The organism is Actinophytocola algeriensis, from assembly GCF_014203735.1.
Classification (GTDB): domain Bacteria; phylum Actinomycetota; class Actinomycetes; order Mycobacteriales; family Pseudonocardiaceae; genus Actinophytocola; species Actinophytocola algeriensis.
Genome location: NZ_JACHJQ010000018.1, coordinates 24205 through 45605, shown reverse-complemented (window position 1 = coordinate 45605; position 21401 = coordinate 24205). Strand labels below are relative to the sequence as shown.

Genomic DNA, 21401 nt, shown 5'->3' with positions numbered 1-21401 from the left:
GTTCACGCCCCGTAGACGTCCTCGACGATCAAGTCCAGCCGGTGCAACTCGGAGCCGATCCTGGTCACCGCGGCGGCAGCGACCCGCTCCCGCACGAGGTCCAGCGCTCGCCAGGCGAAACTCTGGTAGCTCACCGCGACGCTGAGCTCGACCACGAGAACCGGTCCGCTTTCCTCGCCGCCACCGGGATCCGCTGCCCGCACCCGGAGGTCGTGTACCCGGCAGCGGCGCGCCCGAACCCCTGCGACGCTGTCGGCGGCGAAGCGCAGGACCGCCGCGACGGCGTGCTCACTGATCCGCACCAGGCCCGGTTCGGTCGTCGGTAGCGGGAGCATGTCGTGCCTGCGGCGGACCTCGGCGCGGACCGCGGACATGATGCGGCCGGTCAGGTGCGGCGCGGGTTCGGTGGTGTCGGCGACGAGTTCCCCCGTCACGTCCCGCAAGGCGTTCAGGCTCGCCCGTGCGTCGCGGCAGTCCGGGCACGTCAGGTCGTGCTCGTCGCCACGGCCGGCCGCCACGTCCGCCAGCCGTTCCCACACCGTCTCCACGTCTCGCCCGCAGGGAAGGAGGTAACCCTGGGTCTCGGGGTTCACCGCCATGGCGCCATCATCTCCGTCAGCTGTGCTCTTGCCCGCGCGATCCGTCCGCGCACGGCTGTGGTCGTGACTCCCACCGCTTGGGCGATTTCCTCGTAGGAGCGGCCGTGCACCTCTCGCAGCAACCAGCACGCGCGCTGCTCACCCGTCAACCGCTGCAGCGCCTCCGTCACGGCCGCGAGCTGCTCGCTCACCTCGACGGTGCGTTCCGGGCGGGAGCCGGGGCTCCGCGACTCCCGTTGCGCCAGGTCCACGTCCACGGTGGTGTGCCGGTCACGGATGACGTTCAGGCAGCGGTTGGTGATCATGCGGTACAGCCACGCGACGAACGCGGCCTCCTCGTGCAGGCTCGCGAGGCTGCGCCACGCGGTCAGGAACACCTCCTGCACCACGTCCTCCGCATCGCCCCGGCTGGCCAGCATCCGCACTGCGAGCCGGAACATCGGCCCCTGGTAGCGCCGCACCAACTGCTCGTAGGCGCGCACGTCCCCATCGCGGGCACGGACGACGAGGGTGGTGTCGTCCAGCCTCGAATCGTCCGGAGCCACGTCGGCGGGTGGCGTCTGCGCACCTGACGGGGTCCCCGCTCGCGAGATCATCGGCGGCGGTCGTGAACTGCGCTCAACATCGAGGATGCTCCTCTCCCACAGGACGGCCGCGCTCGTTGTCACCGGTGTTCAGACACGCCGACACCAGCGACGTCACGACGATCGACGATACAATTGTAGTGACGTGGGTCACAGTGATGCGGTCGATCTCGCCCGATCGGGACCATGGACGTGGATGTGGCCGGAACAAATGTTCTACGGACAACGTTGTACGCATTAGGTAGCAGAATTTCTGGTCGGGTTTCGCGCGCTCGCCGACAACGTCCGCGGGCTTGCGCGTTCTTCCTTTGCCGAGGAACTGACACCACGAGTTCGGATCGCGAGTTCGTTCCGCACGCGCACCGACGTCCACGCTGCCTGAGCAACGAAGTTTGAGCCGCAACTGGCCGTCAACTCTTACCGCAGTCGCCCCAGATCCGGTGACGCTTCTATGGACAATTACCGGGAGTAGCGACTAATGACAGACATGCTCGAACGGCCCGTCCAGGGCCGGAATGACGGGCCGGAACCGATGCTGGCGGGTGAGAAGTCCCGAACCCAGCTCAATCTGGTCAGACTGTTCGCGATAGTGCCTCTTCTCGCGTTGGTGGCGGCTGTGCCGTTCGCGTGGGGCTGGGGGCTTGGCTGGGTCGACGTCGGCCTTGCCGCGTTCTTCTACACGCTGACCTGTCTCGGGGTGACCGTCGGCTTCCACCGCTACTTCACCCATGGCGCGTTCAAGGCCCGCCGCGGTCTGCGTATCGCGCTCGCCTCGGTGGGCAGCATGGCCATGCAGGGCCCGGTCGTCGGCTGGGTGGCTGACCACCGCCGCCACCACGCTTATGCCGACAGGGAAGGCGATCCGCACTCACCGTGGCGGTTCGGCACCACCCCGGCCGCGCTGGTCAAGGGTTTCTGGCACGCGCACATGGGCTGGATGTTCGAACGCGAGAAGACCAACGCCGTCCGTTTCGCGCCCGACCTGCTCGCCGACCGCGACATCCAGCGCGTGGACCGGCTCTTCCCGGTGCTGACCGTGGTCACCCTGCTGGCTCCTGCGGTTCTCGGTGGACTGATCACGATGTCCTGGTGGGGTGCGGTCACCGCGTTCTTCTGGGCCAGCCTGGTCCGGGTTGCGCTGCTGCACCACGTCACCTGGTCGGTCAACTCCATCTGCCACATGATCGGTGACCGGCCCTACGAGGCACGCGACAAGTCGGCCAACTTCTGGCCGCTGGCCATCGCCTCCATGGGCGAGTCCTGGCACAACTCCCACCACGCCGACCCGACCTGCGCCCGGCACGGCGTGCGGCGCGGCCAGCTCGACATCTCGGCACGGGTCATCTGGGTGTTCGAGAAGCTCGGTTGGGCCTCGAAGGTCCGCTGGCCCAAGCCGGAACGCTTCGAACGCAAGCTGAAGGCCGCCACAAACCAGGCCTGACACGCGGACGATCGGTGCGCTGAACCTGACGTCGCCGCTCAGATCATCGTGCGTGTTAGCCGCGGTGATCATGGCGGCGGCGTTCGCCGATCTACCGTGTCTCCCTGCCACGGTGAACCAGACCGTTCAGGGCGTCCGGAGCCCCGTGTAGCGGCGCGCGACGCCGCCGGGCAGCAGGTGCTCGGCGAACGGGTTGCCCGCCCGGCGCGACGGCAGGCCCATGTCGTGCATGAGCTCGTCCGCGCTGTGGATGTCGTACGGCCCGAGGTCGTAGCCGCCGGAGCCGGGCAGCACCCGCTCCTGCCAGGCCAGGCGCGCGTCCACGGCGTCCTCGTCCGGGGCGACGCGGAGGGAGCCGCGGAAGTGGGCGGCGATCCAGTGCGCGGTCAGCTCCACACCCAGGATGTTGTTGAAGATCTGCCGGAAACCGGAGAACGCCAGCCGGTCGGCGCCGGGCGCCACGATGCCCCGGAACAGCCGGACCCGCCCGGCGTCGTCGTGGGTGCGCACCCGAGGGTCGAGGAACGGGAAGACCCTGCGGTGCCCGGTGGCGAGGACGACGACGTCGGCCGGGAGCTCCTCGTCCGTCGCCAACCGCACACCGGTACCGGTGAACGCCGTGACGGTGCCGAGCCGCGCGGAGACGAGCCCGCGGCGCACGGCCCGTGCGTAGCCGCGCGGCATCACCCCGGCGTGCGCCAGGTGGTGGGGGAGCGGGTGTGCAGGCCGCAGGTCCTTCGGCAGCCGGTGGAGCCCGGAGGAGATGAGCATGTCACGGGCGACGACCTGCCACAGGACGCGTTTGACGCGTTCACTCATCCGGTCGAGAACCCGGACGCAGGCCTCGTTGTCGTAGTGGGGGAGGAGGGCCTCACCGAGCCGGGTCATCAGGATCCATTTGTAGCCAACGGTTCCCAGGAGCAGCCGCTGCGGGACCATCCAGTTGACCTTGCGCTGCACGAGGGTCGCCGACGAGCCCACGCGTGCGGCGCGCAGGACCAGGTCCAGCGCGGACTTGCCGCCACCCACGACGACCACCCGCCGCCCGTCGAACACGCCGGCCCGCACGTCGTTGGAGTGCAGCACGGTCCCGGGAAAGGCGTCCCGCCCAGGGAGATCCGGCACGTGCGGGTGGTGGTGGGCACCGCTCGCGACCACCACGTGGTCGAACGTCTCCTGCTGTGTGGCCGTGCTGCCGGCGGGCCGGAACCCGACCACCCACCCGCCGGCGCCGAGCCGCTCCGCGCTGTCCACGGCCCGGACCGTGGTCACCTCGGTCTCGAAGCGAACCCGTCGCAACACCCCGAAGGTGGCGGCATACCGTTCCAGGTAACGCTGGCTGTCCACCGCGCTGCCGTAGTGCAGTCCGCTGGGCAGATCCGAGAACTCGAACAGGCGAAGCGACGCCTGGTTCGACAGTCCGTCGTAGTTGCCGCCCGGCGCCCATATCCCGCCGACGCGGGCGTTCTTGTCGAAGACCGTGACGTCGAAACCGTTCTGCAGCAGCACTTTGGCGGCGACGATCCCGGCTGGTCCGGCGCCGACGACACACACGTCCATGGTCCGCCCTCCCCAGTGAGGCTCGTCCATTCTCCCGGTGCTGTCCACCCGCCGGAGCGTGCAACCGGTGCGCGGCTATTCGTCGTCCGCGAGCGCGGTGAGGGTCGCGAGCAGGCCGGGGAAGCGTCGCTCGAACTCGGCGCGGCGGAGCCGGACGAAGGTGCCGTTGCCCGCGTCGCGCTGGACGATCAGTCGCGGGCGCGGCCAGCACGGGGCTGCGGACCGCCTTCGTGGCCCGGGAGGGCCGGGTGCCACTACCCGCCGCCGACGCACCGACGGTGTCCGGTGTGGACCTCGACGAGATCGCGTCCCAACTAGTGCTGTGACCACCGACGTCTGCCGGTCCTTCGGCCCCCGCGGTTCTCCCCATCGCGAAATCGATAGGGCAGACGTGGTGGGGAGTTTAGGGTTCCCGGTGATGATCACCACTGCGCAGGTAGTCGGCCGGGCACTGGACCGGATCGCCACCAACTATGTGTTTCCCGAGCGCGTCGAGGAAATCGACAGCGCGGTCCGCAAGCGGCTCGACGCCGGCGACTACGACACGTTGAGCGGCCCCGTCCTGTGCGAGGTCGTGACCGCTGACATGCAGCGGGCCTGCCCGGACAAGCATTTGCGGCTGCTGTGGGTGGACGAGCCTCAGTCCACGGACCCCGTGGACGAGGATGACGGCCGGGCCGCGTTCCTGGCCAAGAGCAAGGCCGAGAACGAGGGGGTCCGACGGTTCGAGCACCTTGAGGGCAACATCGGCTACCTCGAAGTCATTCGGATCGCCGACGCCGGCGAAGGTGCCCACATGATCGGCGCGGCCATGCGACTGGTCGCGCACACCAGTGCGCTCATCCTCGATCTGCGCCAGTGCAGCGGCGGCGCCCCGACCGGCGCCGCCATGTGGTGCAGCTACTTCTTCCCTGACGACCAGGTACACCTCAACGACATCTACGAGCGCGCCACTGACTCCACCCGGCAGTACTGGACCGCCTCGCACCTGCCGGCGCCGCGCTACCTGAACCGCCCGGTCTACGTGCTCACCAGTGTCGACACGTTCTCAGGCGGGGAGGACGTGGCCTACACGCTGCAGGCGCACGGGCGCGCACTGATCGTCGGCGACACGACCCGGGGTGGTGCCCACCCGACCGCCCGGTACCCGGTCTCCGAACACATCACCGTCGCCGTCCCCACGGGACGCACGATCAACACCGTCACGGGCACCAACTGGGAAGGCGTGGGCGTCGCACCGGACCACGCCGTACCCGCCGAGCAGGCGCTCGAGGCGGCACACCAGCACGCACTGCACCGAGCCACGTGAGTGAGTGAAGCGTGGTGGCTAGTGCTGTGTCCACCCACGTTTGCCGGGCCCTCCGGCGGGTCCGGCCGAGCCGACGATGATCGTCCGTGCCGGGGACGGGCTGGTGTGCCGTGAAAGGCGCGTTCGGGACATGGTCGGTGTTGTGAAAGGCGCGTTGAGGGCGTTGAGTGCCCTGATAGCGCCTTTCGCAGCATGGCCAATGCCGTGAAAGCGCCTTTCACGGCACAACGGACCGTCGTCAGGGTGCAAAGGGCGCCGGGGGCGCATGCCCCACACCACACCCCAGGCAGACCGACCCATGCCAAGAACCGAAGATGCCAACCCGCGAGGCCTTCCCGGAGACCTGCCCCTCCGGCGAGGAGCCGCCGGAGGCGAACCCCGCCCGCCGGAGACAAAGCCGTTCGGCGACGACACCCGTCCGGCGAGGACAAACCACGAACCCACACCGGCCACGTAAGTGGACACAGCACTATTGCGCCACCACCCGACTCGCTGACCTCTCAGCCAGCGGTTAGCCTTCACGGGTACCGTCTTTGAGAGGGATGTCGTGGCGGTCGATGTCAAGCCCAGTGTGGTGGTGCGCCGCTCGCCCACCGAGGTCGCGGCGTTCATGTTCGACCCCGCCAACGACCTGCGGTGGACCGGTGGCATCACGTCCAGCACACCCGCCCAACCCGGTCCGCTGGTGGCGGGCGCGACCGTGGTCCGGACCGCGAAGTTCCTCGGCCGGACGTTCACCTATGGCTATGTCGTCACCCGGCACGAGCCGAACCGGCTCGTGGAGCTGAAGGTCGACCGCCCGTTCCCGATGGTCGTCCGCTACGAGCTCGCGCAACACCCGGACGGCACGTTGGTGACCATCCACGCGTCCGGCTCGCCAGGCCGTTTCTTCGGGTGGGCCACCCCGCTGATGGCCCGCCGGGTGCGCACGAGCATCGTCGCCGACCTGGACCGGCTGCGTGCCTGCATGGAGATCGGCTGAGTCGCGCCGTCACGAGCCGGGGCAGCACTCCACCACCCGCCGCGAGCCGCCGGTAGTGGGATCTCAACGCGGCGAGCCGCAGCTCGCGTGGGTCGCCAACGTCGACGGTCGCACCACGGAAGGGTTGCGGCAGCTGGAGATGGCGAGGACCCTCCTTGGGTCCGGTGCGCGGGCCGAGGAGACGGTGCCGATCGACGTGGTCGTCGCCTACCTGCACATCGACATACCGGGTCCCGACTGGCGTTGCCCGGCACGACCTCCAGATCGGGGAGACGCACGCTGCGTGCCGTGCTCGCCGGTCACCGTGGCCGCGGTGAGGACATGGCCGCCGCCATCGACGAGCTCGGGGCCTGGCCCGGTGACGTGACGCCGTACACGCCCCGGATCCACGGTCTGGCCAAGGCGTTCTGCGCGCTGCTCACCGAGGATCGTCCACTCGCGACACACGAGCTGGCAGAGGCGCTGCGTGCCGACGAGCACAACCCCGCCACCTTCTCGCTGTCCGGGAGGTACTGCCTGCGCCTGTTGCTGTCGGCGTTGTCCGGTGACCTGGACCGGGCGGAGTACGCGGCCGTCGCTTCGGTGCCTGCCGCCAAACCTTTGGCCACCATCCAATTGAAACAGCGGAAACGGCCCGCTCACCGCTCTTCGCCGCGAACCGGCATATCACGCACCGCCGCGCTTATCTTCTTTCTGGTTGCTCTCTTCGGTGTGGACAAAGGGTTGTTTCGGTGCGACCGGTTGGACTACGTTGACGTCGCTTGCTGTCGGATATCCACAACCGACAGTCGCTTTTGTCACAACTCAAAGGGGGACCAGCGTGGTCCGAAGAGACAGTCCTTTTCGGCGTGTGGGCCGTGGCGCCTACGCCGCATTGACGGCCGTCGTGCTGCTCCTGGCCGGATCGGCGGCGAGCGGCGCGGAGCCGCCCGCGGCCGACAAGGCGGAGTCCCGGGTTCTTCCTGGCTTCAGCCACGGAACCGTGGCCGTGGAGGGCACGACGCTGCACTACGTCCGCGGCGGCTCCGGGCCGCCGCTCGTGCTGTTGCACGGCTGGCCGCAGACCTGGTGGGAATGGGCGAAGATCATGCCCGCGCTGGCCGAGCGCCACACCGTGATCGCGTTCGACCTGCCCGGTGCGGGCGAGTCGAGCATCCCGTCCGGCGGCTACGACAAGGTGACCACCGCGAAGCGCATTCGTGAGGGCGTCCACAAACTGGGGTACACCAAGGTTTCGCTTCTCGGCCACGACACCGGTGCGCTCGTGGCGTACCCGTACGCCCGCGACTACCCGGCCGAGGTCGTCCGGCTGGCCGTGCTGGAGACGCCGTTGTCCGGCTTCGGTCTCGAGGACCTCTACGGGGTCAGCTTCCACCTCGGCCTGAACCAGACCGCCGCCCCGGTCCCGGAGCGCATCATCGACAACGACGACGTGCCGACCTTCCTCGGCTGGCTGTTCAGCGGCGCCCGGCACCCCGACCGCATCGACCAGGCGGCCTTCTTCAGCGCCTACTCGAGCCCGGCACGCAGGACCGCGGGCTACGAGTACTACCGGGCCTTCGCGGGCGACGCCGCGAACAACCAGGCCAACGCACACAAACGCCTGCCGATGCCGGTACTGGCGATGGGCGCGGAGTTCGCGTTCGGCCCGCTCGTGGCCAACTCCTTCAGCCAGGTGGGCAACGATGTCCGCGGCGTCGTCGCGCCGGACAGCGGGCACTGGATCGCGGAGGAGAACACCGCGTTCCTTGACGCTTGCGCCGAGCTGTTCTTCGGGCCGCAGGGCGTTCCCGCACCCAGCCCAGAGCTGGCGAACTGCGTGGCCTGACGGCCACTGGCAAAACCTCGGTCCCGCGCGGTTTTCGCGCGGGACCGAGGTGTGTCAGGTAAACCCTGCGCGCGGAGAATGGCGGACCAGTCCGCGATGCCCCGCCTGGCGGCGGTGGATCAACTTCCCCGAGTGGTCGCGAGGGACGGCCGGGCGAGCAGGCTTGTGCCACGAGACGACAGCGTGTGCAGCGCGGATCCGTTGTGGCGACGGGTGACCAGCAGCCCGGCCTCGCGGAGGACGGTCGCGTGCTGGGAGGCGTTGGCGGGTGAGGTGCCGACCGCGCCCGCGAGTTCGGTCGTGTTGAGGTGCGGGCGTTCCGCGATCGTGTGGAGCACTGCCGCGCGGGTGCGGCCCAGCAGGGCGATCAGCGACTCTGGACGCGGTGCCGACTGCGAACCGAGGCCACCGCTCGCCCAGTCGAGGCTGCGCTCCACCGGGTACACCAGCATCGGGCCGCGGTCCGGGTCGGCGAACGTGATGGGGTTCTGCCAGCAGAAGAAGGACGGCACGAGCGTGAGTCCACGACCGTCCAGGTCCAGGTCCTGGTCGACCGGATAGGGCACCTCCAGCAACGAGCCGTGCCATCGTGCTCCGGGGTGCAGCCCGTCCAGCATGTGCTTGAGCCCGCCGCTGACCGCGAGCTCCGCGAGGTGGGCTCGGCTTGCGCGGACGTGCGCCTGGATCGCGGGCCAGTGCGGCGCCAGCACGGCCGCGTGGTAGCGCCGGATGCCGTCGGCGAGGCGCCGCAGCATGTCGACGTTTCCCTCGGCGATGCCGCCCACCCACGGGGGCACGGCCGTTTCCGCCGCGAGCGCACCGATGTCGGCACGCAGCACGCGCTTGCCGGTGCTGAGCATCGTCTCCAGCGCGGTGTCGAGGTCCGGCGTGGTGAGCGACGGGGTCAGGAAGTCCGGTGAGTAACCCTGGGGCCGGGCCAAGGTGGTGAGCGTCCTCATGAGGGGCCGTGGTGTCGCGCGTGCGCCGTGGCGCCAGCCGCCGAACACCGCGGTGCCCTGCTGGGTCTGGAGCAGGTGAAGGCTCAGCAACACCTCCCACAACGGGTGCGGTTCGCCGAGCACCCGGATTCGAGCGAGATCGTCCGGTGTGAAGTAGACGCGCAGCAACGCGCTGCCCCCTTGATATGTCCACGGTCGGTTCGAGGAATACGCGGCGCCCGTGAGCAATGTCAGTTGATGTTTCAACCATGTCTCGACGAAGAGATCATGGCCGACCCGGCTTCAAGTCCGGCGACATCCTGGTTTAAATCCTCTTAAAGGCAACGCCCATGGCCGGGCCCGGCACAGTGCGTCATCGGTGAGTGATCAGCGGATCGGCTGATGCGCCTGGTCCCGGGCGTACTCCCGAACCAGTTCGTGGAGGCGGTACCGGCCTGCCGCGGGCTGCTGAAGCAGACTCGCCGCCGTGAGCCGATCCAGTGCTCGCCGTGCCTCGCCCGGCGCCAGCTCGCTCAGCGAGGCCGCGGTCGGCACGGTGAACTCAGGAGCGGGACTGTCTCCCAGCGTGCGGAGCAGCTGTTGATCAGGAGGGGTCAGTCGCCGGTAGGACAGGTCGAGGACCGCGCTCACCGAAGCCAGGTCGTCCCCCTCGATGGCGAGTTCGGCCAACCGGCTTCGTTCCCGCAGGTTGTGCACGTGCTCGGCCACCCGGCCGTGGGGATCCGCGGCGAGGTTGGCGCCTGCGATGCGCAGCGCCAAGGGCAGGTGCCCGCACAGCTCGGCGAGTGCCGCGAGCTCACCGGGTTCCGCCGCGCCCCGCTTCGCGCCGACCAGGTCGGCGAGCAGTTCCACCGACTGGTCAGTGGTGAGCACGTCGAGCAGGATGTGGTGCGCGCCGTGCGTCACCGTCAGGCCGCGCAGGTCCATGCGGCTGGTCACCAGTACCGCTGTGCCGGGAGCGCCGGGCAGCAGCGGGCGAACCTGACCCGGGCTGGCGGCGTTGTCCAGCACCACCAGGACACGCCGCCCGGTCAGCTCGGCGCGGTACAGCGCGGCTCGCCCCTCCACGTCGGCGGGGATGCGGTCGGGTGGCACGCCGAGAGAGCGGAGGAACCGTTCGAGCGCGTCCGCCGGGGACAGCGGGGGCGCGGTCGAGAACCCCTTCAGGTCCAGGTACAGCTGGCCGTCCGGGTACTGCGTGCGCAACCGGTGCGCCGCATGCACGGTCAACGCTGTCTTGCCCGCTCCCGGCATGCCGCTGACGGTCAGGATCGGCACGGTCGTGTCGTTTGTGGCGCAGGCCCGGACGACCAGGTCCGCGACCTCCCGGCGCCCGACGAAGCCCTGGATCGCAGGCGGCAGCTGGCAGAGCGCGGGGGAGCGCTTCGGCTCGGTGTGCACGGGCTGATCGGCAGGCGCCGAGCCGGTACCGAGCGTCCCGGCGCCGGCCAGGATGTCCTGGTGCAGCCGGTGCAGCCGCTCGCTGAGTTCGACACCCAGCTCCACCCGGAACCGCCGCTGCACCGTTCGATAGGTGTCGAGTGCGTCTGCGACTCGCTCCGAGCGGTGCAGCGCGATGATGAGCTGTTCCCAGAACCGTTCGTGCCACGGATGGTCCTTGGTCAACTGCACGAGCTCGCTGACAACGTCGCGCCACCGGCCGATCTCCAGGTCGATGTCCAGGCGGCGCTCGAGCACGAGCAGCTTGTCCTCCTCGAGCTGGGGAACCACCTCTCGCTGCAGCGAGTCCGACGGGATGTCGCTCAACGAACGGCCTCGCCACAGCTCGATCGCTCGTCTGAGGAGTGTCGCCTCCGCGTTCAGGTCTCCACCGCGCTGCGCGCTCCTGGCTTCCGCGCGGAGTTGCCGGAAGCGCAACAGGTCGAGCTGGTCGGGCGCGACATCGATGCTGTACCCGTCGGAGCGAGTGCGCAGAACCTTCGGGTCGCGATCGTCGCCGAGCAGACGCCGCAGCCGAAGCGCGTGGACCTGGAGCGTGCCACGCGCCCCCCGCGGTACGTGCTCACCCCACAGGCACACCGCCAGCTCGTCCATCGAAACCGGCTGATTGGCGCGGACCAGCAGCGCCGCCAGGAATGCTCGAAGCTTGCCGGCACCGATGTCGATGCCATGCCCGTCGTGAAACACCTCCAGCGGGCCCAGGACTCCGAAGCTCAGCCCAGCGCCCACTTCCACCCCGGAGCCGCTGGGCGCCACCGGAACCATCGTCCCCCCACCACGTCCCCACACGGTTCCGGCTCCCGCCCGAAACGCGCCGCCGACCGCCCCCACCATGCATCTCCACCTGCGACAGTACCGGGGCTGCCACGGGTGCAGCGGAACTCTCGAACAGACCCACGGGGACGAGGACCGGTGAAGTCCGGCTGACAGTGAAGAAAACTCGACGGCAGGTTCGTACGTCGCAGTCGTCCACGATCGGGGTGCGCCGCACGGCCGGGTGCGTTCCTAGAGCTGTGTGAACACGATGCGCTTGCTGCTGTCGGCCGGGCGCGACCATGCGCGTTCGACGTCGCGCAGTGCGATGGGGTCGGGCTCGACGGCGAAGGTGCCACGGGCTACTTCGGCGGCCACGGCGGGGATCTCGGCTGACATGTCGGCACCGCTCAGCGATCCGCGGGGTCGCTACTCAGACAGGTCGTCCACGGCCAGTTCGACGCCGCCCGTAGGCGCTCACGCCCCACGGTCTCGCCGGCACCTGCTGCTGCTGACCTAACCGGTGATGTTTCGCACCATCTGCTCAGCCACCGCCACCGCCAGTGCACAGGCGTGGTCTTTGCCGTCACTGGCCAACACCTCGATGCCCTGACGCTCCGCGAGCCCGACGGTCACCAGGCAGGCCGGCTTGGGATCACTACCGTTCACCACAGCGGGCTGACCCGCCACGTCCACGAGGTATGCGTCGTCACCGCCCTGGCGCCTCCTGTCGCCGAACTGCGCGGCGAACACGTCGGAGTCGGGCCAGAGGTTGTACTCGACGTCCCGCTCTGTGCCGAAACCGTTCCGGCTACACGTCAGCAGGCTGCCATCGCTCGCGTTGTACGGATTCCCGGAACTTTGCAGGCCGAACTCGACGGCCTGGGTGTCAGTCAGCAGATCGCACACCGTGCCCCCGGTGGCGTACCGGCTCGCGTCCAGTGGTCGGCCGATCGGCGGCGGCGCGGGGGGCAGTGCTGTCACCACCGGTTCGGCGAGAGGCGGTGCGGCGGCGGCGGGCGGGGTGGCCGACGCCGTGGTCGGCGCCGTGGTCTCCTCCAGTGGGGCCGGTGTGCATCCCGCCAGCACACCGGCTACGACAACGCAGATCGCCAACTTCGCGGACAAGCCGATATACCCCCGGTTCGCCAACGTCACCAACCGACCGTACTCGACTTTTCGTCTGCCACATAGGGCAAACCAGCTACCGGGCAGAGGGCGAAGTGCCGTGCTCGGCGATCTCGAAACTTCCGGCCCATCCCGGCTCAGGCGCGGGCGTAGCGTTCCGCGAGGGCGCGCAGCAGCGTCCGGAGTTCTATGGGTGACTCGACGGTGAAGTCCATGCCCAGCATGCCGATGTAGGCCGCGATCGTGTCCAGTGAGTCGGCGCCGGTGACCAGGACCGAGGTGGTCTCGGTGATCGCCTCGACCACGCCGACGGCCGGGTTGATCCGGTCGAGGACGGCGTGGGCCGGGGCGTCGATCCGCAGGCGCGCGTGCACCTGCCATCCGCTGGACGCGACGCGGCGCATGGTGAAGGTCGTGTAGTCGTCGTCGGGGAGGGCGGTGGGGGCGAACCGGCGGTGGGTGCGCATGCGCGGGGTGATCCAGTCGGCGCGGTAGACGTCCCACTCGCCGCTGGACGGGTCGCGGGCCACGAGGAACCAGCGTCGCTGCCAGGCGAGCAGGCGATAGGGCTCGACGAGTAGCGAGGTGTCCTGGTAGTCGAAGCGGAACCACTCGACGTCGTGGATCGCGGTTGCGATGGTGCGCAGCACGGCGGGGTCGACCTCGGGGTCCGGGGCGTCGGTGCCGGTGTTCTCCGGTGCGTGCTCGATGACCGAGGCCAGCGCCTCCACTGTCGGCCGCAGGCGTGGCGGCAGGACCTGTTCGAGCTTGTCCAGCGCGCGGGCGCTGGCGGTCTCCAGCCCGGCGATGCCCCGGCCGGCGCGCAACCCGATCGTCACGGCCACCGCCTCCTCGTCGTCCAGGAGCAGTGGAGGGAGTTTGCCGCCCGCTCCGAGCCGGTAGCCGCCCGTCGCGCCGCGGGTGGCCTCGACGGGGTAGTCGAGCGTGCGGAGGCGTTCCACGTCGTTGCGGATGGTGCGGGTCGTGACGCCCAGCCGGTCGGCGAGTTCGGTGCCGCTCCACGACGGGCGCGACTGGAACAGCGCGAGAAGCGCCAGGAGCCGCGCTGATGTGTCCGCTGTCACTTCAACCACTCTCGTCGAATGGGAACGAACCTTTCCTATATGAACTATAGCGTCTGTGTCATGACGAACACGGACATCCGCCCCTTCCGCTTCGAGGTCACCCAGGCCGAGCTGGACGACCTGACCGCCCGCCTCGACCGCACCCGCCTGCCGCAGCCGGCACCGGGAGACACGTGGGAGCACGGCACCCCCAACCACTACCTGCGGGAGGCCGTGGTGGCGTGGCGCGCGTTCGACTGGCGCGCCGCCGAGGAGCGCATCAACTCCTACCCGCACTTCACCACCGAGATCGAGAACCAGCCGATCCACTTCATCCACGTCGAGTCGCAGCACGCCGGCGCGACGCCTCTGCTGCTGGCGCACACCTACCCCGGTTCGTCGGTCGACTACCTCGACCTGATCGACCGGCTCACCAACCCCGTCGCCCACGGTGGGCGCGCCGAGGACGCGTTCCACGTCGTGGTGCCGGACGCGCCCGGCTACGGCTTCTCCAACCCGGTTACCGAACCAGGCTGGACCACCGCCCGGGTGGCCCGCGCCTACGACACCCTGATGCGCAGGCTCGGCTACCAGAGCTACGGCGTCCACGGCTCCGACCACGGCGCGATGGTCGCCCGCGAACTCGGCCTCCTCAACCCCGAGGGTTTCCTGGGGCTGCACGTGTTGCAGCTGTTCTCCTTCCCGTCGGGCGACCCGGCGGAGTTCGAGCGCCTCGAACCGCGGGACTACGCCGGTCTCGAGCACATGCAGTGGTTCCAGAAGGTCGGCGGCTACAACACCATGAACGCCAGCAGGCCGCAGACGGTCGCGGCCGGTCTCAGCGACTCACCGGTCGGGATGCTCGCCTACAGCGAACTGTTCAACTCCTTCGGCAACGGCACTTCGTTGGTGCCACTGGAAACGATCCTCACCGAGGTGTCGGTCAACTGGTTCGCGAACGCGGCCGCGGGCATGGCCCGGTCCTATTTCGACAACGCGGCCGCCGTCACCGAGGAGCCCACGCCCGTCAACGCGGCGCCGACCGGCGTGGCCGTGTTCGCCGCCGACTTCCAGACCATCAAGGTGTTCGCGGAACGGGACAACTCCAACATCGTGCACTGGAGCCGTTTCGAGAAGGGTGGCCACTTCGCCGCACTCGAGGTCCCCGAGACCGTGGCGGACGACATCCGGGCGTTCTTCGCCGCCCTGCGCTGAGATCACGGAACCGCGATCAGGCCGAGCCCGTGCGGGTTCGGCCTGCATCACGTGATCGGCAAAGATCGCGGATCGCGTTGGTCGCATCCGGGTTCGCGGCCGGCTCGGCGCAGCACGGGGACGGCGCAGACCACCATGACCGCGGCGCCGAACAGCGCGCCCACGGCCAGACCGGAGTCGGGGGACGCGTACACGTACACGGTGAGCGCCGTGATCGCCGCCATGTCGCCCGCCTGCGAGATGAACCGCGACACGACGAAGGCGGGAAATCGGGTGCGCCGCGACCAGAGGGCACGGCGCTGCCTCGCGCGGTTCGCCTCGGATCGCGGTTCTGTCATGCGCATTCCTGTCCTGGTCTGCGCTCAGACTTGGTGGTCCCGGCTGTGCGTCGCTACCTCAATGTGCTTACGGGTCTGCCTCCGGCGGCTCCTCGCCGGAGGGCAGGTCTCCGGGATGGCAGGCAGCCTCAGGTGTGGTGTGGGGCTTGCGCCCCGGGCGCCCTGCGCACCCTCACGGCATGCCGTTGTGCTGTGAAAGGCGCGTTCACGGCGTTGGCCATGGTGTGAAAGGCGCTTTCAGGTCTGGGCGCCCTCAACGCGCCTTTCACAGCGTCGGCGATGTCCTGAACGCGCCTTTCGCGGCATACCAGCCCCATCCCGGCACGGGCGATCACCGTCGGGCTTGGCCGGGACCGCCGCAGGACCCGGCAAACGTTGGCGGACACAGCACTAGGTAGTCGCAGTGGGGAGGTGCCAGGGGACCAGTTGGTCGCGGACCACGTAGCCCATCGACTCGTTGAGGGCCTTCATCGGGTGGTTGGTGGCGCTGTTGGTCGTGTCCATGTACCTGGCCGCGGGGTGGTCGCGGCGGGCGTTGGTGGTGTTGGTCAGCTTCAGCGTCCGGCCCAGGCCGTGGCCGCGGTGGGCGTGGTGCACAACCGTCATGCCCTGGTACAGGTGGTCGGGGTTGCCCTCGATCGTGGTGATGTTGGTGTATCCGACCAGCGTTCCGGTGGCCTCGTGGACCGCGCCGATGTGGTACGCGTGCCTGCCGCGGCCCGTGCGCATGCGTTCCAGGGCGCGCAGGTAGCTGGTGTCGACCGGTTCGTCCTGCGGGGCCACGGCGTCGTCGCCAAGGGTGCGTTCCAGCCAGGCGGCGGCGAGGACGTGGTGGTCGGGCGCATGGTTCTCCCAGGCGTCCAGGCGATACCCGGGGGCGGGGGGTGGCGCGGCGGGCAGGTCGTGGGCCAGGTCCAGGCGCATCCGGAGGTACGCGCCGTCGAGTCGGGTCGCGCCGGCGGCCGCGGCGAAGGCCGTGCCGGGGTCGGGCACCAGTGCGGTCAGGTCGACGCGGTCGCGGCATTCGGTGCGGGCCAGCGCGAGCAGGCCGCGCCCGACGCCCCGGCGGCGGTGGGACGGGTGCACCAGCAGGCGGTCGACGCGGGCGCCGGTCGCCCCGGTGTCGAAGGCCAGGCGCAGGGTGCCGACGAGGGCGCCGCCGCGGTACGCCAGCCAATCGGCCAGCTCGATCCCCGGCGGCGGGTACCGCAGCGACCCGGCGACGTCCTTGGGACACGGTGGTGGGTCGTCGGGGCTGTCGCCTGCGCCCTCGGCCACGAGCACCAGCCAGGCCGCCACCGCCTGGCCGTCGCTCGGGTCGAGGAGCCGGTACTCCACCGCAGGGGATCCGGTCACGGCGGCGGCCCCTTACTCGCCCGCGGCGAGGCGGTCGGCGATGGTCGCGAACAACGCGTCGGACACCCTGGTCTTCTCCGGTTCAGGCAGGTTCTCGAACGCCGCGGACACGGTCATCCACTCGTTGAACACCGGGCCCGCGTCCGACAGCAGCCAGTCGATGCACAGGTACGGGCTCTCCAGGTCGCGGGCGAGGCGCTCGCTGTGCTCGCGGATCTCCGAGGGCACCGACATCGCCGAGCCGGACCCGCCCTGGCTCACGTTGGCCAGGTAGCTACCCGCCGCGGGCTTGCGCAGCAGCCCGGCGATCACCTCACCGCGGTGCACGTACACGCGCAGGTCGCCGGAGTTGGCGAAGTACGGCTGTATGACGCACCCGAGCGCGCCCGGGGTGAGCAGGTCGACGGTCGCCGACAGCTGCTCGATGGTGTCGACCTTCAGCACGCCGAAGCCCCTGGCCATCTCCCTCGGCTTCACCACGTAGCCGTCCGCGTCGAGGTGCCGGGTCACCTGTTCCAGCGCCGCGCCGGCGTGCCTGCCGTAGGGCACCGACACCGTCGGCAGCACGGGGACGCCGCGTTCGCCCGCGAAGTGGTACATCGCGAGCTTGTCGCTGCCGAGCCGCTCCGGGTCGAGGATGCCGTCGGTCAGCAACACCGACGAGGACGCGCGGATGGCGCGGGAGATCGCGCTGATGTGCGTGGCCGCCGCGGCGTCCCAGGTCCAGCCGGTGACCATGAACCCGCGACGCTCGTCGAGCAGGTCCTCGTCGCCGACCCACAGGCGCGGTCCGCCTGCCCAGCCGGGGACGATCAGGTGCGACTGCACGACGCGCAGGGTGTGCCCGTGCTCGGCGAACAGGTCGAGCCGTTCCTGCGCACCCGCGCCGATGCCTTGCAGCGTCGCCGGACGGTAGTTGTCCGGGTGGGAGATCCAGACGATGTCCACCGGAGGTCCTTTCGGGTCAGGGTGTGCCTGCGGGCACCGGGAGATGGCGCAGGGTGCGGAGCGGAGAGAGGTAGAGCCAGAGCGCGGAGAGGGAGGTGCCGGCCGCACCGACCCACACCGCGCAGCGGATGCCGAGGACGGCGGCGATGAGCCCGCCGCACAGCGCGCCGAGCGGCCGGGCGCCCCACGCGAAGAACCGGATGGTCGCGTTGACCCGGCCGAGCAGGTCGGCGGGCACGGTTCGCTGCCGGTAGCTGACCTGGGCGACGTTGTAGACCACCAGACCGGCGCTGAGCGCGAACGACGCCGCCGCGATCAACCACACCCGCCACCCTGGTCCGGCCAGCGGTGCCAGCAGCGTGCACGGGCCGCACACCGCGATGCTCCACCGGATCGCCACGCCGTCGCCGACCCGGTCGATCAGCCTGCGCACCACCAGCGTCGCCGCTATCCCGCCCGCGTTGCCGACGGCGAACACCACGCCGATCGTCGTCGCCGTCGCGCCGAGTGTGCCCGCCATGAGCACGATCAGCATGGTCCCGGCGACCGCCCAGAAGAAGGTGAGCGTGGTGGAGCACAGCGCGATCGGCCTCAGCAGCGGGTCGGTCACGATCGCGCGCACCCCGTCGGCGATGTCGCGGCGCAGGTGGGTGTCGGCGCGCCGTTCCGGTTTGGGGTCGTCGTCGCGGATGCGCGAGACGCACAGCGCCGACCACAGCCACCCGGCGACGCCGAGCACCGTGGCGAACGGCGCGGTCAGCCGCTCGATGAGCAGACCGCCCGCACCGGGGCCGAGCGTGCCGGCCACCGAGTCGATCACCACGAGCCTGGAGTTCGCCGCGACCAGTTGGTCCGGTCCGACCAGCCTGGGCAGGTAGGTCTGGTTGGCGACGTCGAAGAACACCGTGCAGACGCCGAGCGCGATCGACGCGACGCACAGGTACGGCACCGACATCCCGCCGGAGAGCCACATCAGCGGCAGCGTGACCAGGACCGCGGCGCGAACCAGATCGCTGACGACCATGACCCGCCTGCGGCGCAACCGGTCCACGATCGCGCCCGAGGGCAGCCCGACGAGCAGGAACGCCCCGGTCTGGCAGGCGGCGATCACACTGATCTGCAACGGCGTCGCGTGCAGCTCCGTCACCGCGATCAGCGGGATCGCCAGCACCATGATCCGGAAGCCGAACTCGCTGAACAACAGCGCGAGCAGGAGTCGCCGCAGCCCGTCACGTGCGGGCGTGGGGACGTTCACGGGTCGCCTAACGCCACAGCGGGTCCCGGAAGTCGTCCTTCGGCCAGGTGGCCCGCTGCCACGCCCGCTGCTCGCGCATCGGCACGCCGTAGGGCGCGATGATCAGCCGCTCGTCGAACCACGCGATCACCTCGGCGAGCCTGCGTTCGAGGGCGTCCTCGGAGTCGGCGGCCACGAGCACCTGCCCGATCCGGTCGTTGGTGCTGCCCACCTCGTCGCCGAGCTGGGTGCCGAACGCGAACTCGATGCGCACGTACTCGACCCCGGGCAGCTCCAGCATCTCGGCCGGGGAGGGGCAGTGGATGAACGTTCCCGGCCGGCCGAGCAGGTACGCGCCGCCGACCGCGCCGGGGCGGATCTTGACGTCGATCGCGGGGCGGCGGCCGAGGCCGCTGAGCAACGTGGCCTCACCCATGTGCACGTTGAACTTGGCCTGCATCTCCTCGTGGATCAGCGCCCCGCCGCGGCGGGCGGCGCACTCACCGAAGGTCAGCACCCCCGTGGCCGGGTCGTGGAACATCTCCAGGTGGAACGCGCCGTCGCGCAGGCCGAGCGCGGCGATGGCGGCACGCACGGTCGGCTCGCCACGCTCGTAGGCCCAGCTCTCGCGCTCCGGGTCGAACCGCCGCAGCCGCAGTGGCAACCCGTTGTCCACCGCGGTCAGGCACGGCGTGGCGTAGGTCCCCAGCGCGAAGAACACGACCTCGCCGTCGAAGACGATGCCGTCGGCGACCCATTCGTCGCCGTCGACGTACTCCTCCAGCACGAAGGTGCGCTCCGCGATCCGCTCCCGGCGGAACCGCGTGCTCTTGGCCCGCAACGCGTCCACGCTGGTGATCACCGAGGTCTGGAGGGTCGCCAGCCCGGCCACGGGCTTGAGGACCGCGCGGGCGTAGGGCAGCTCGGTGACCGCCGAGACGTCGTAGATGTCGTCGATGACCGTGGCGCGCGCGGTGGGCAGGCCCGCCGCCGCGATCCGGACCTTCTGGAGGTACTTGTCCCGGAACAGCAGGCCGGTCCCCGGGTCGATCGCCCTGGCGCCGAGGTGGCCGCCGAGGACGCCCGCGCTGACCACCGCCTGCTCGTCGCTGGTGAGCACCGCGGCGAAGGCGTGGTCGCCGAGGCCCGCGCGGTGCAGCGCGCCCAGGACGGACTCCGGGTTGACGACGTCAGCGGCCCGGAGCACCCGGACGCCGTCCGGGACGTGCATCAGGCCGAAGTCGTACATGCCGTTGCCCATGACGACGACCGGTTCGACGTCGTGCCGCTCGCACACCTCCAGGACGTACTTGTCGGCGTTGAGGCACAGGACCGGGACGCGTCGGCTCATGGCTGCTCCTCGAGCCGGTAGACCTGGTCCTTCAGGGTCTGGATCGTCTTGTAGTCGACGTCCAGGTCGGTGGTGTCCGGTGCGGTCATGAAGATCCGCAGCGGGCTGGTCAGCAGGTCCTCGGTCGGCCGGATCCGCTTGCCGGGCGCCAGCTTCACCCCGACCAGGTACACGCTCGGCAACTCGGCGATGGCGGCGACCACGGCCTGGTCGACCTCGGCCACCACACCGTCGAACGTGGTGGTGGTGCTGTGCACGACGGCGGGCGCGCGGCGGGTGTAGACGCGGCCGGCGTAGCGCTCGGTGAACTCGTCCGGTCGCGCGTAGGCCAGGGCGATCAGGTCGGCCTGGTTCGCACCGAGGCACACGTCGTGGAAGCCGGGGTTCATGTTCCCGTTGAGCCGCGCGCCGATCTCGACCAGCGCCGGGCCGTCCGGGGTGACGATCACCTCGGCGTGCGCGGGACCGTTGACGATGCCGAGCGCGGCGAGCACCGTGTCGAGGTAGGCGACGAGGTCGGGGACCGGGGGCTCGTCCGGGTCGAGCAGGATGTCGCGGTCGTAGATCCGCTTGCCCTCGGGCGTGGTGGTCTTGTCGTACTCCCACACGCCGCAGACGAAACGCGCGCCGTCGACCGAGACGGAGTCCACGATGTACTCCGTGCCGGACAGGAACGACTGGACGACGACCTCGGTGTTGGGCCGGTCGAAGATGTCGACCGCGGCGAGCACCGCCGCCGCGCCCGCGGCCACCTCGGCGGCGTCGCGGCACACGCTGACGCAGTCCGACGACGCCGAGCTCAGCGGCTTGACCACCACCGGGTAGTCGCCTCGGCCCTCCGCCCAGGTCACCGCGTCGGCCGCGCTGGTCACGAGCACCTGCTCCGCGCAGTGGATGCCCGCCGCGCGCAGGGTCTCGATCATCGCGTACTTCTCGCGGCGAGCCCGCGACAGCGCGGATCCGTTGGTGGCCAGGCCGAGCCGTTCGCTGATCGCGTCGGCCAGCGGCACGCCGGGTTCCTGACCCGCGAGCACCGCGACCGGTCCCAGTGCGGACAACTCGGCGCAGACCCGTTCGAACGCGTCGTCGCCGGCGCAGACGTACTCGGCGTCGTAGTCGGCCATCGCCGGCGGCAGCATCGAGGCCATCAGTTCGGCGGTGCTGCGCACGTGCACGACGCGGACGCCCAGCCGGGCGAACGCCGCGGGAAGGAAGTTGCCCGTGGAGTAGCCGTCGACGATCACGGCGGTGGGCTGGGGGGTGGCACCGGTCATCAGGTCATCGCTTTCGC

20 protein-coding genes are annotated in these 21401 nt (G+C 70.0%); 5 read left to right on the top strand and 15 right to left on the bottom strand.

The features are described from left to right. Positions 1–2: 2 nt before the first annotated feature. Together FHR82_RS44955 and FHR82_RS44950 are read right to left on the bottom strand one after the other, a co-directional pair. Positions 3–599, bottom strand: a complete 597-nt coding sequence (locus tag FHR82_RS44955; RefSeq protein WP_184816837.1) for an Asp23/Gls24 family envelope stress response protein — start codon at positions 597–599, stop codon at positions 3–5. After that, the gene (locus tag FHR82_RS44950; protein WP_184816836.1) at positions 590–1195 is read right to left on the bottom strand and encodes an RNA polymerase sigma factor; all 606 of its coding nucleotides are present in this window, start codon (positions 1193–1195) and stop codon (positions 590–592) included. Before FHR82_RS44950 ends, FHR82_RS44955 begins: the two co-directional genes overlap by 10 nt. Before the next feature lie 466 nt (positions 1196–1661). On the opposite strand from FHR82_RS44950, the gene FHR82_RS44945 reads away from it, so the two are divergent. Next, the gene (locus FHR82_RS44945; protein ID WP_225943858.1) at positions 1662–2624 is read left to right on the top strand and encodes an acyl-CoA desaturase; all 963 of its coding nucleotides are present in this window, start codon (positions 1662–1664) and stop codon (positions 2622–2624) included. A 126-nt stretch (positions 2625–2750) separates the two neighbouring features. Here FHR82_RS44945 and FHR82_RS44940 read toward each other — a convergent pair whose 3' ends face one another. Then, positions 2751–4184, bottom strand: a complete 1434-nt coding sequence (locus FHR82_RS44940) for a flavin-containing monooxygenase (protein WP_184816835.1) — start codon at positions 4182–4184, stop codon at positions 2751–2753. 322 nt (positions 4185–4506) lie between these two features. Here FHR82_RS44940 and FHR82_RS44935 point away from each other — a divergent pair, with 322 nt between their 5' ends. Both FHR82_RS44935 and FHR82_RS44930 read left to right on the top strand, forming a co-directional pair. Further along, positions 4507–5493 (top strand): S41 family peptidase, encoded by a 987-nt coding sequence (locus FHR82_RS44935; protein ID WP_311771602.1) that lies wholly within the window; start codon positions 4507–4509, stop codon positions 5491–5493. 547 nt (positions 5494–6040) lie between these two features. After that, positions 6041–6475: an SRPBCC family protein gene (locus tag FHR82_RS44930; RefSeq protein WP_184816834.1), complete on the top strand. Its 435-nt coding sequence runs from the start codon at positions 6041–6043 to the stop codon at positions 6473–6475. A 299-nt stretch (positions 6476–6774) separates the two neighbouring features. Here FHR82_RS44930 and FHR82_RS44925 read toward each other — a convergent pair whose 3' ends face one another. Further along, positions 6775–7083 carry a hypothetical protein gene (locus FHR82_RS44925; RefSeq protein WP_184816833.1) on the bottom strand — a complete coding sequence of 103 codons (309 nt, stop codon included), beginning with the start codon at positions 7081–7083 and terminating at the stop codon, positions 6775–6777. 242 nt (positions 7084–7325) lie between these two features. Here FHR82_RS44925 and FHR82_RS44920 point away from each other — a divergent pair, with 242 nt between their 5' ends. After that, positions 7326–8303 carry an alpha/beta fold hydrolase gene (locus FHR82_RS44920; RefSeq protein WP_311771601.1) on the top strand — a complete coding sequence of 326 codons (978 nt, stop codon included), beginning with the start codon at positions 7326–7328 and terminating at the stop codon, positions 8301–8303. Between the two features lie 119 nt (positions 8304–8422). Here the strand turns inward: FHR82_RS44920 and FHR82_RS44915 are convergent, their stop codons facing one another. The 5 genes from FHR82_RS44915 to FHR82_RS44895 form a co-directional block, all read right to left on the bottom strand. Continuing rightward, the gene (locus FHR82_RS44915) at positions 8423–9430 is read right to left on the bottom strand and encodes an ArsR/SmtB family transcription factor (RefSeq protein WP_184816832.1); all 1008 of its coding nucleotides are present in this window, start codon (positions 9428–9430) and stop codon (positions 8423–8425) included. Between the two features lie 198 nt (positions 9431–9628). Next, complete coding sequence (locus FHR82_RS44910) at positions 9629–11488, bottom strand: AfsR/SARP family transcriptional regulator (RefSeq protein WP_184816831.1); 1860 nt, start codon at positions 11486–11488, stop codon at positions 9629–9631. A 240-nt stretch (positions 11489–11728) separates the two neighbouring features. Beyond that, positions 11729–11875 carry a hypothetical protein gene (locus FHR82_RS44905; protein ID WP_184816830.1) on the bottom strand — a complete coding sequence of 49 codons (147 nt, stop codon included), beginning with the start codon at positions 11873–11875 and terminating at the stop codon, positions 11729–11731. Between the two features lie 117 nt (positions 11876–11992). After that, positions 11993–12565 carry a DUF3558 family protein gene (locus FHR82_RS44900; RefSeq protein WP_311771605.1) on the bottom strand — a complete coding sequence of 191 codons (573 nt, stop codon included), beginning with the start codon at positions 12563–12565 and terminating at the stop codon, positions 11993–11995. Between the two features lie 176 nt (positions 12566–12741). Further along, entirely contained in the window at positions 12742–13689 is a 948-nt protein-coding gene (locus FHR82_RS44895) for a helix-turn-helix transcriptional regulator (RefSeq protein ID WP_184816828.1), read from the bottom strand. Between the two features lie 60 nt (positions 13690–13749). On the opposite strand from FHR82_RS44895, the gene FHR82_RS44890 reads away from it, so the two are divergent. Then, the gene (locus FHR82_RS44890) at positions 13750–14883 is read left to right on the top strand and encodes an epoxide hydrolase family protein (protein ID WP_184816827.1); all 1134 of its coding nucleotides are present in this window, start codon (positions 13750–13752) and stop codon (positions 14881–14883) included. A 47-nt stretch (positions 14884–14930) separates the two neighbouring features. Here FHR82_RS44890 and FHR82_RS44885 read toward each other — a convergent pair whose 3' ends face one another. The 6 genes from FHR82_RS44885 to FHR82_RS44860 form a co-directional block, all read right to left on the bottom strand. Continuing rightward, complete coding sequence (locus FHR82_RS44885; RefSeq protein WP_184816826.1) at positions 14931–15221, bottom strand: hypothetical protein; 291 nt, start codon at positions 15219–15221, stop codon at positions 14931–14933. A 390-nt stretch (positions 15222–15611) separates the two neighbouring features. After that, the gene (locus FHR82_RS44880) at positions 15612–16577 is read right to left on the bottom strand and encodes a GNAT family N-acetyltransferase (RefSeq protein WP_184816825.1); all 966 of its coding nucleotides are present in this window, start codon (positions 16575–16577) and stop codon (positions 15612–15614) included. 12 nt (positions 16578–16589) lie between these two features. Beyond that, positions 16590–17525: an ATP-grasp domain-containing protein gene (locus FHR82_RS47910; protein ID WP_184816824.1), complete on the bottom strand. Its 936-nt coding sequence runs from the start codon at positions 17523–17525 to the stop codon at positions 16590–16592. 16 nt (positions 17526–17541) lie between these two features. Next, positions 17542–18780: an MFS transporter gene (locus tag FHR82_RS44870; protein ID WP_184816823.1), complete on the bottom strand. Its 1239-nt coding sequence runs from the start codon at positions 18778–18780 to the stop codon at positions 17542–17544. 7 nt (positions 18781–18787) lie between these two features. Beyond that, complete coding sequence (locus FHR82_RS44865) at positions 18788–20110, bottom strand: ATP-grasp domain-containing protein (protein ID WP_184816822.1); 1323 nt, start codon at positions 20108–20110, stop codon at positions 18788–18790. After that, positions 20107–21384, bottom strand: coding sequence for an ATP-grasp domain-containing protein (locus tag FHR82_RS44860; protein WP_184816821.1), 1278 nt, complete (start codon positions 21382–21384; stop codon positions 20107–20109). Before FHR82_RS44860 ends, FHR82_RS44865 begins: the two co-directional genes overlap by 4 nt. Positions 21385–21401: the final 17 nt, after the last annotated feature.

Coding starts and splice junctions, on each gene's coding strand:
- FHR82_RS44955 (WP_184816837.1), bottom strand. CDS start 599: ATGGCGGTGAACCCCGAGACCCAGGGTTACCTCCTTCCCTGCGGGCGA.
- FHR82_RS44950 (WP_184816836.1), bottom strand. CDS start 1,195: ATGATCTCGCGAGCGGGGACCCCGTCAGGTGCGCAGACGCCACCCGCC.
- FHR82_RS44945 (WP_225943858.1), top strand. CDS start 1,662: ATGACAGACATGCTCGAACGGCCCGTCCAGGGCCGGAATGACGGGCCG.
- FHR82_RS44940 (WP_184816835.1), bottom strand. CDS start 4,184: ATGGACGTGTGTGTCGTCGGCGCCGGACCAGCCGGGATCGTCGCCGCC.
- FHR82_RS44910 (WP_184816831.1), bottom strand. CDS start 11,488: ATGGTTCCGGTGGCGCCCAGCGGCTCCGGGGTGGAAGTGGGCGCTGGG.
- FHR82_RS44905 (WP_184816830.1), bottom strand. CDS start 11,875: ATGTCAGCCGAGATCCCCGCCGTGGCCGCCGAAGTAGCCCGTGGCACC.
- FHR82_RS44890 (WP_184816827.1), top strand. CDS start 13,750: ATGACGAACACGGACATCCGCCCCTTCCGCTTCGAGGTCACCCAGGCC.
- FHR82_RS44885 (WP_184816826.1), bottom strand. CDS start 15,221: ATGACAGAACCGCGATCCGAGGCGAACCGCGCGAGGCAGCGCCGTGCC.
- FHR82_RS44865 (WP_184816822.1), bottom strand. CDS start 20,110: ATGAGCCGACGCGTCCCGGTCCTGTGCCTCAACGCCGACAAGTACGTC.
- FHR82_RS44860 (WP_184816821.1), bottom strand. CDS start 21,384: ATGACCGGTGCCACCCCCCAGCCCACCGCCGTGATCGTCGACGGCTAC.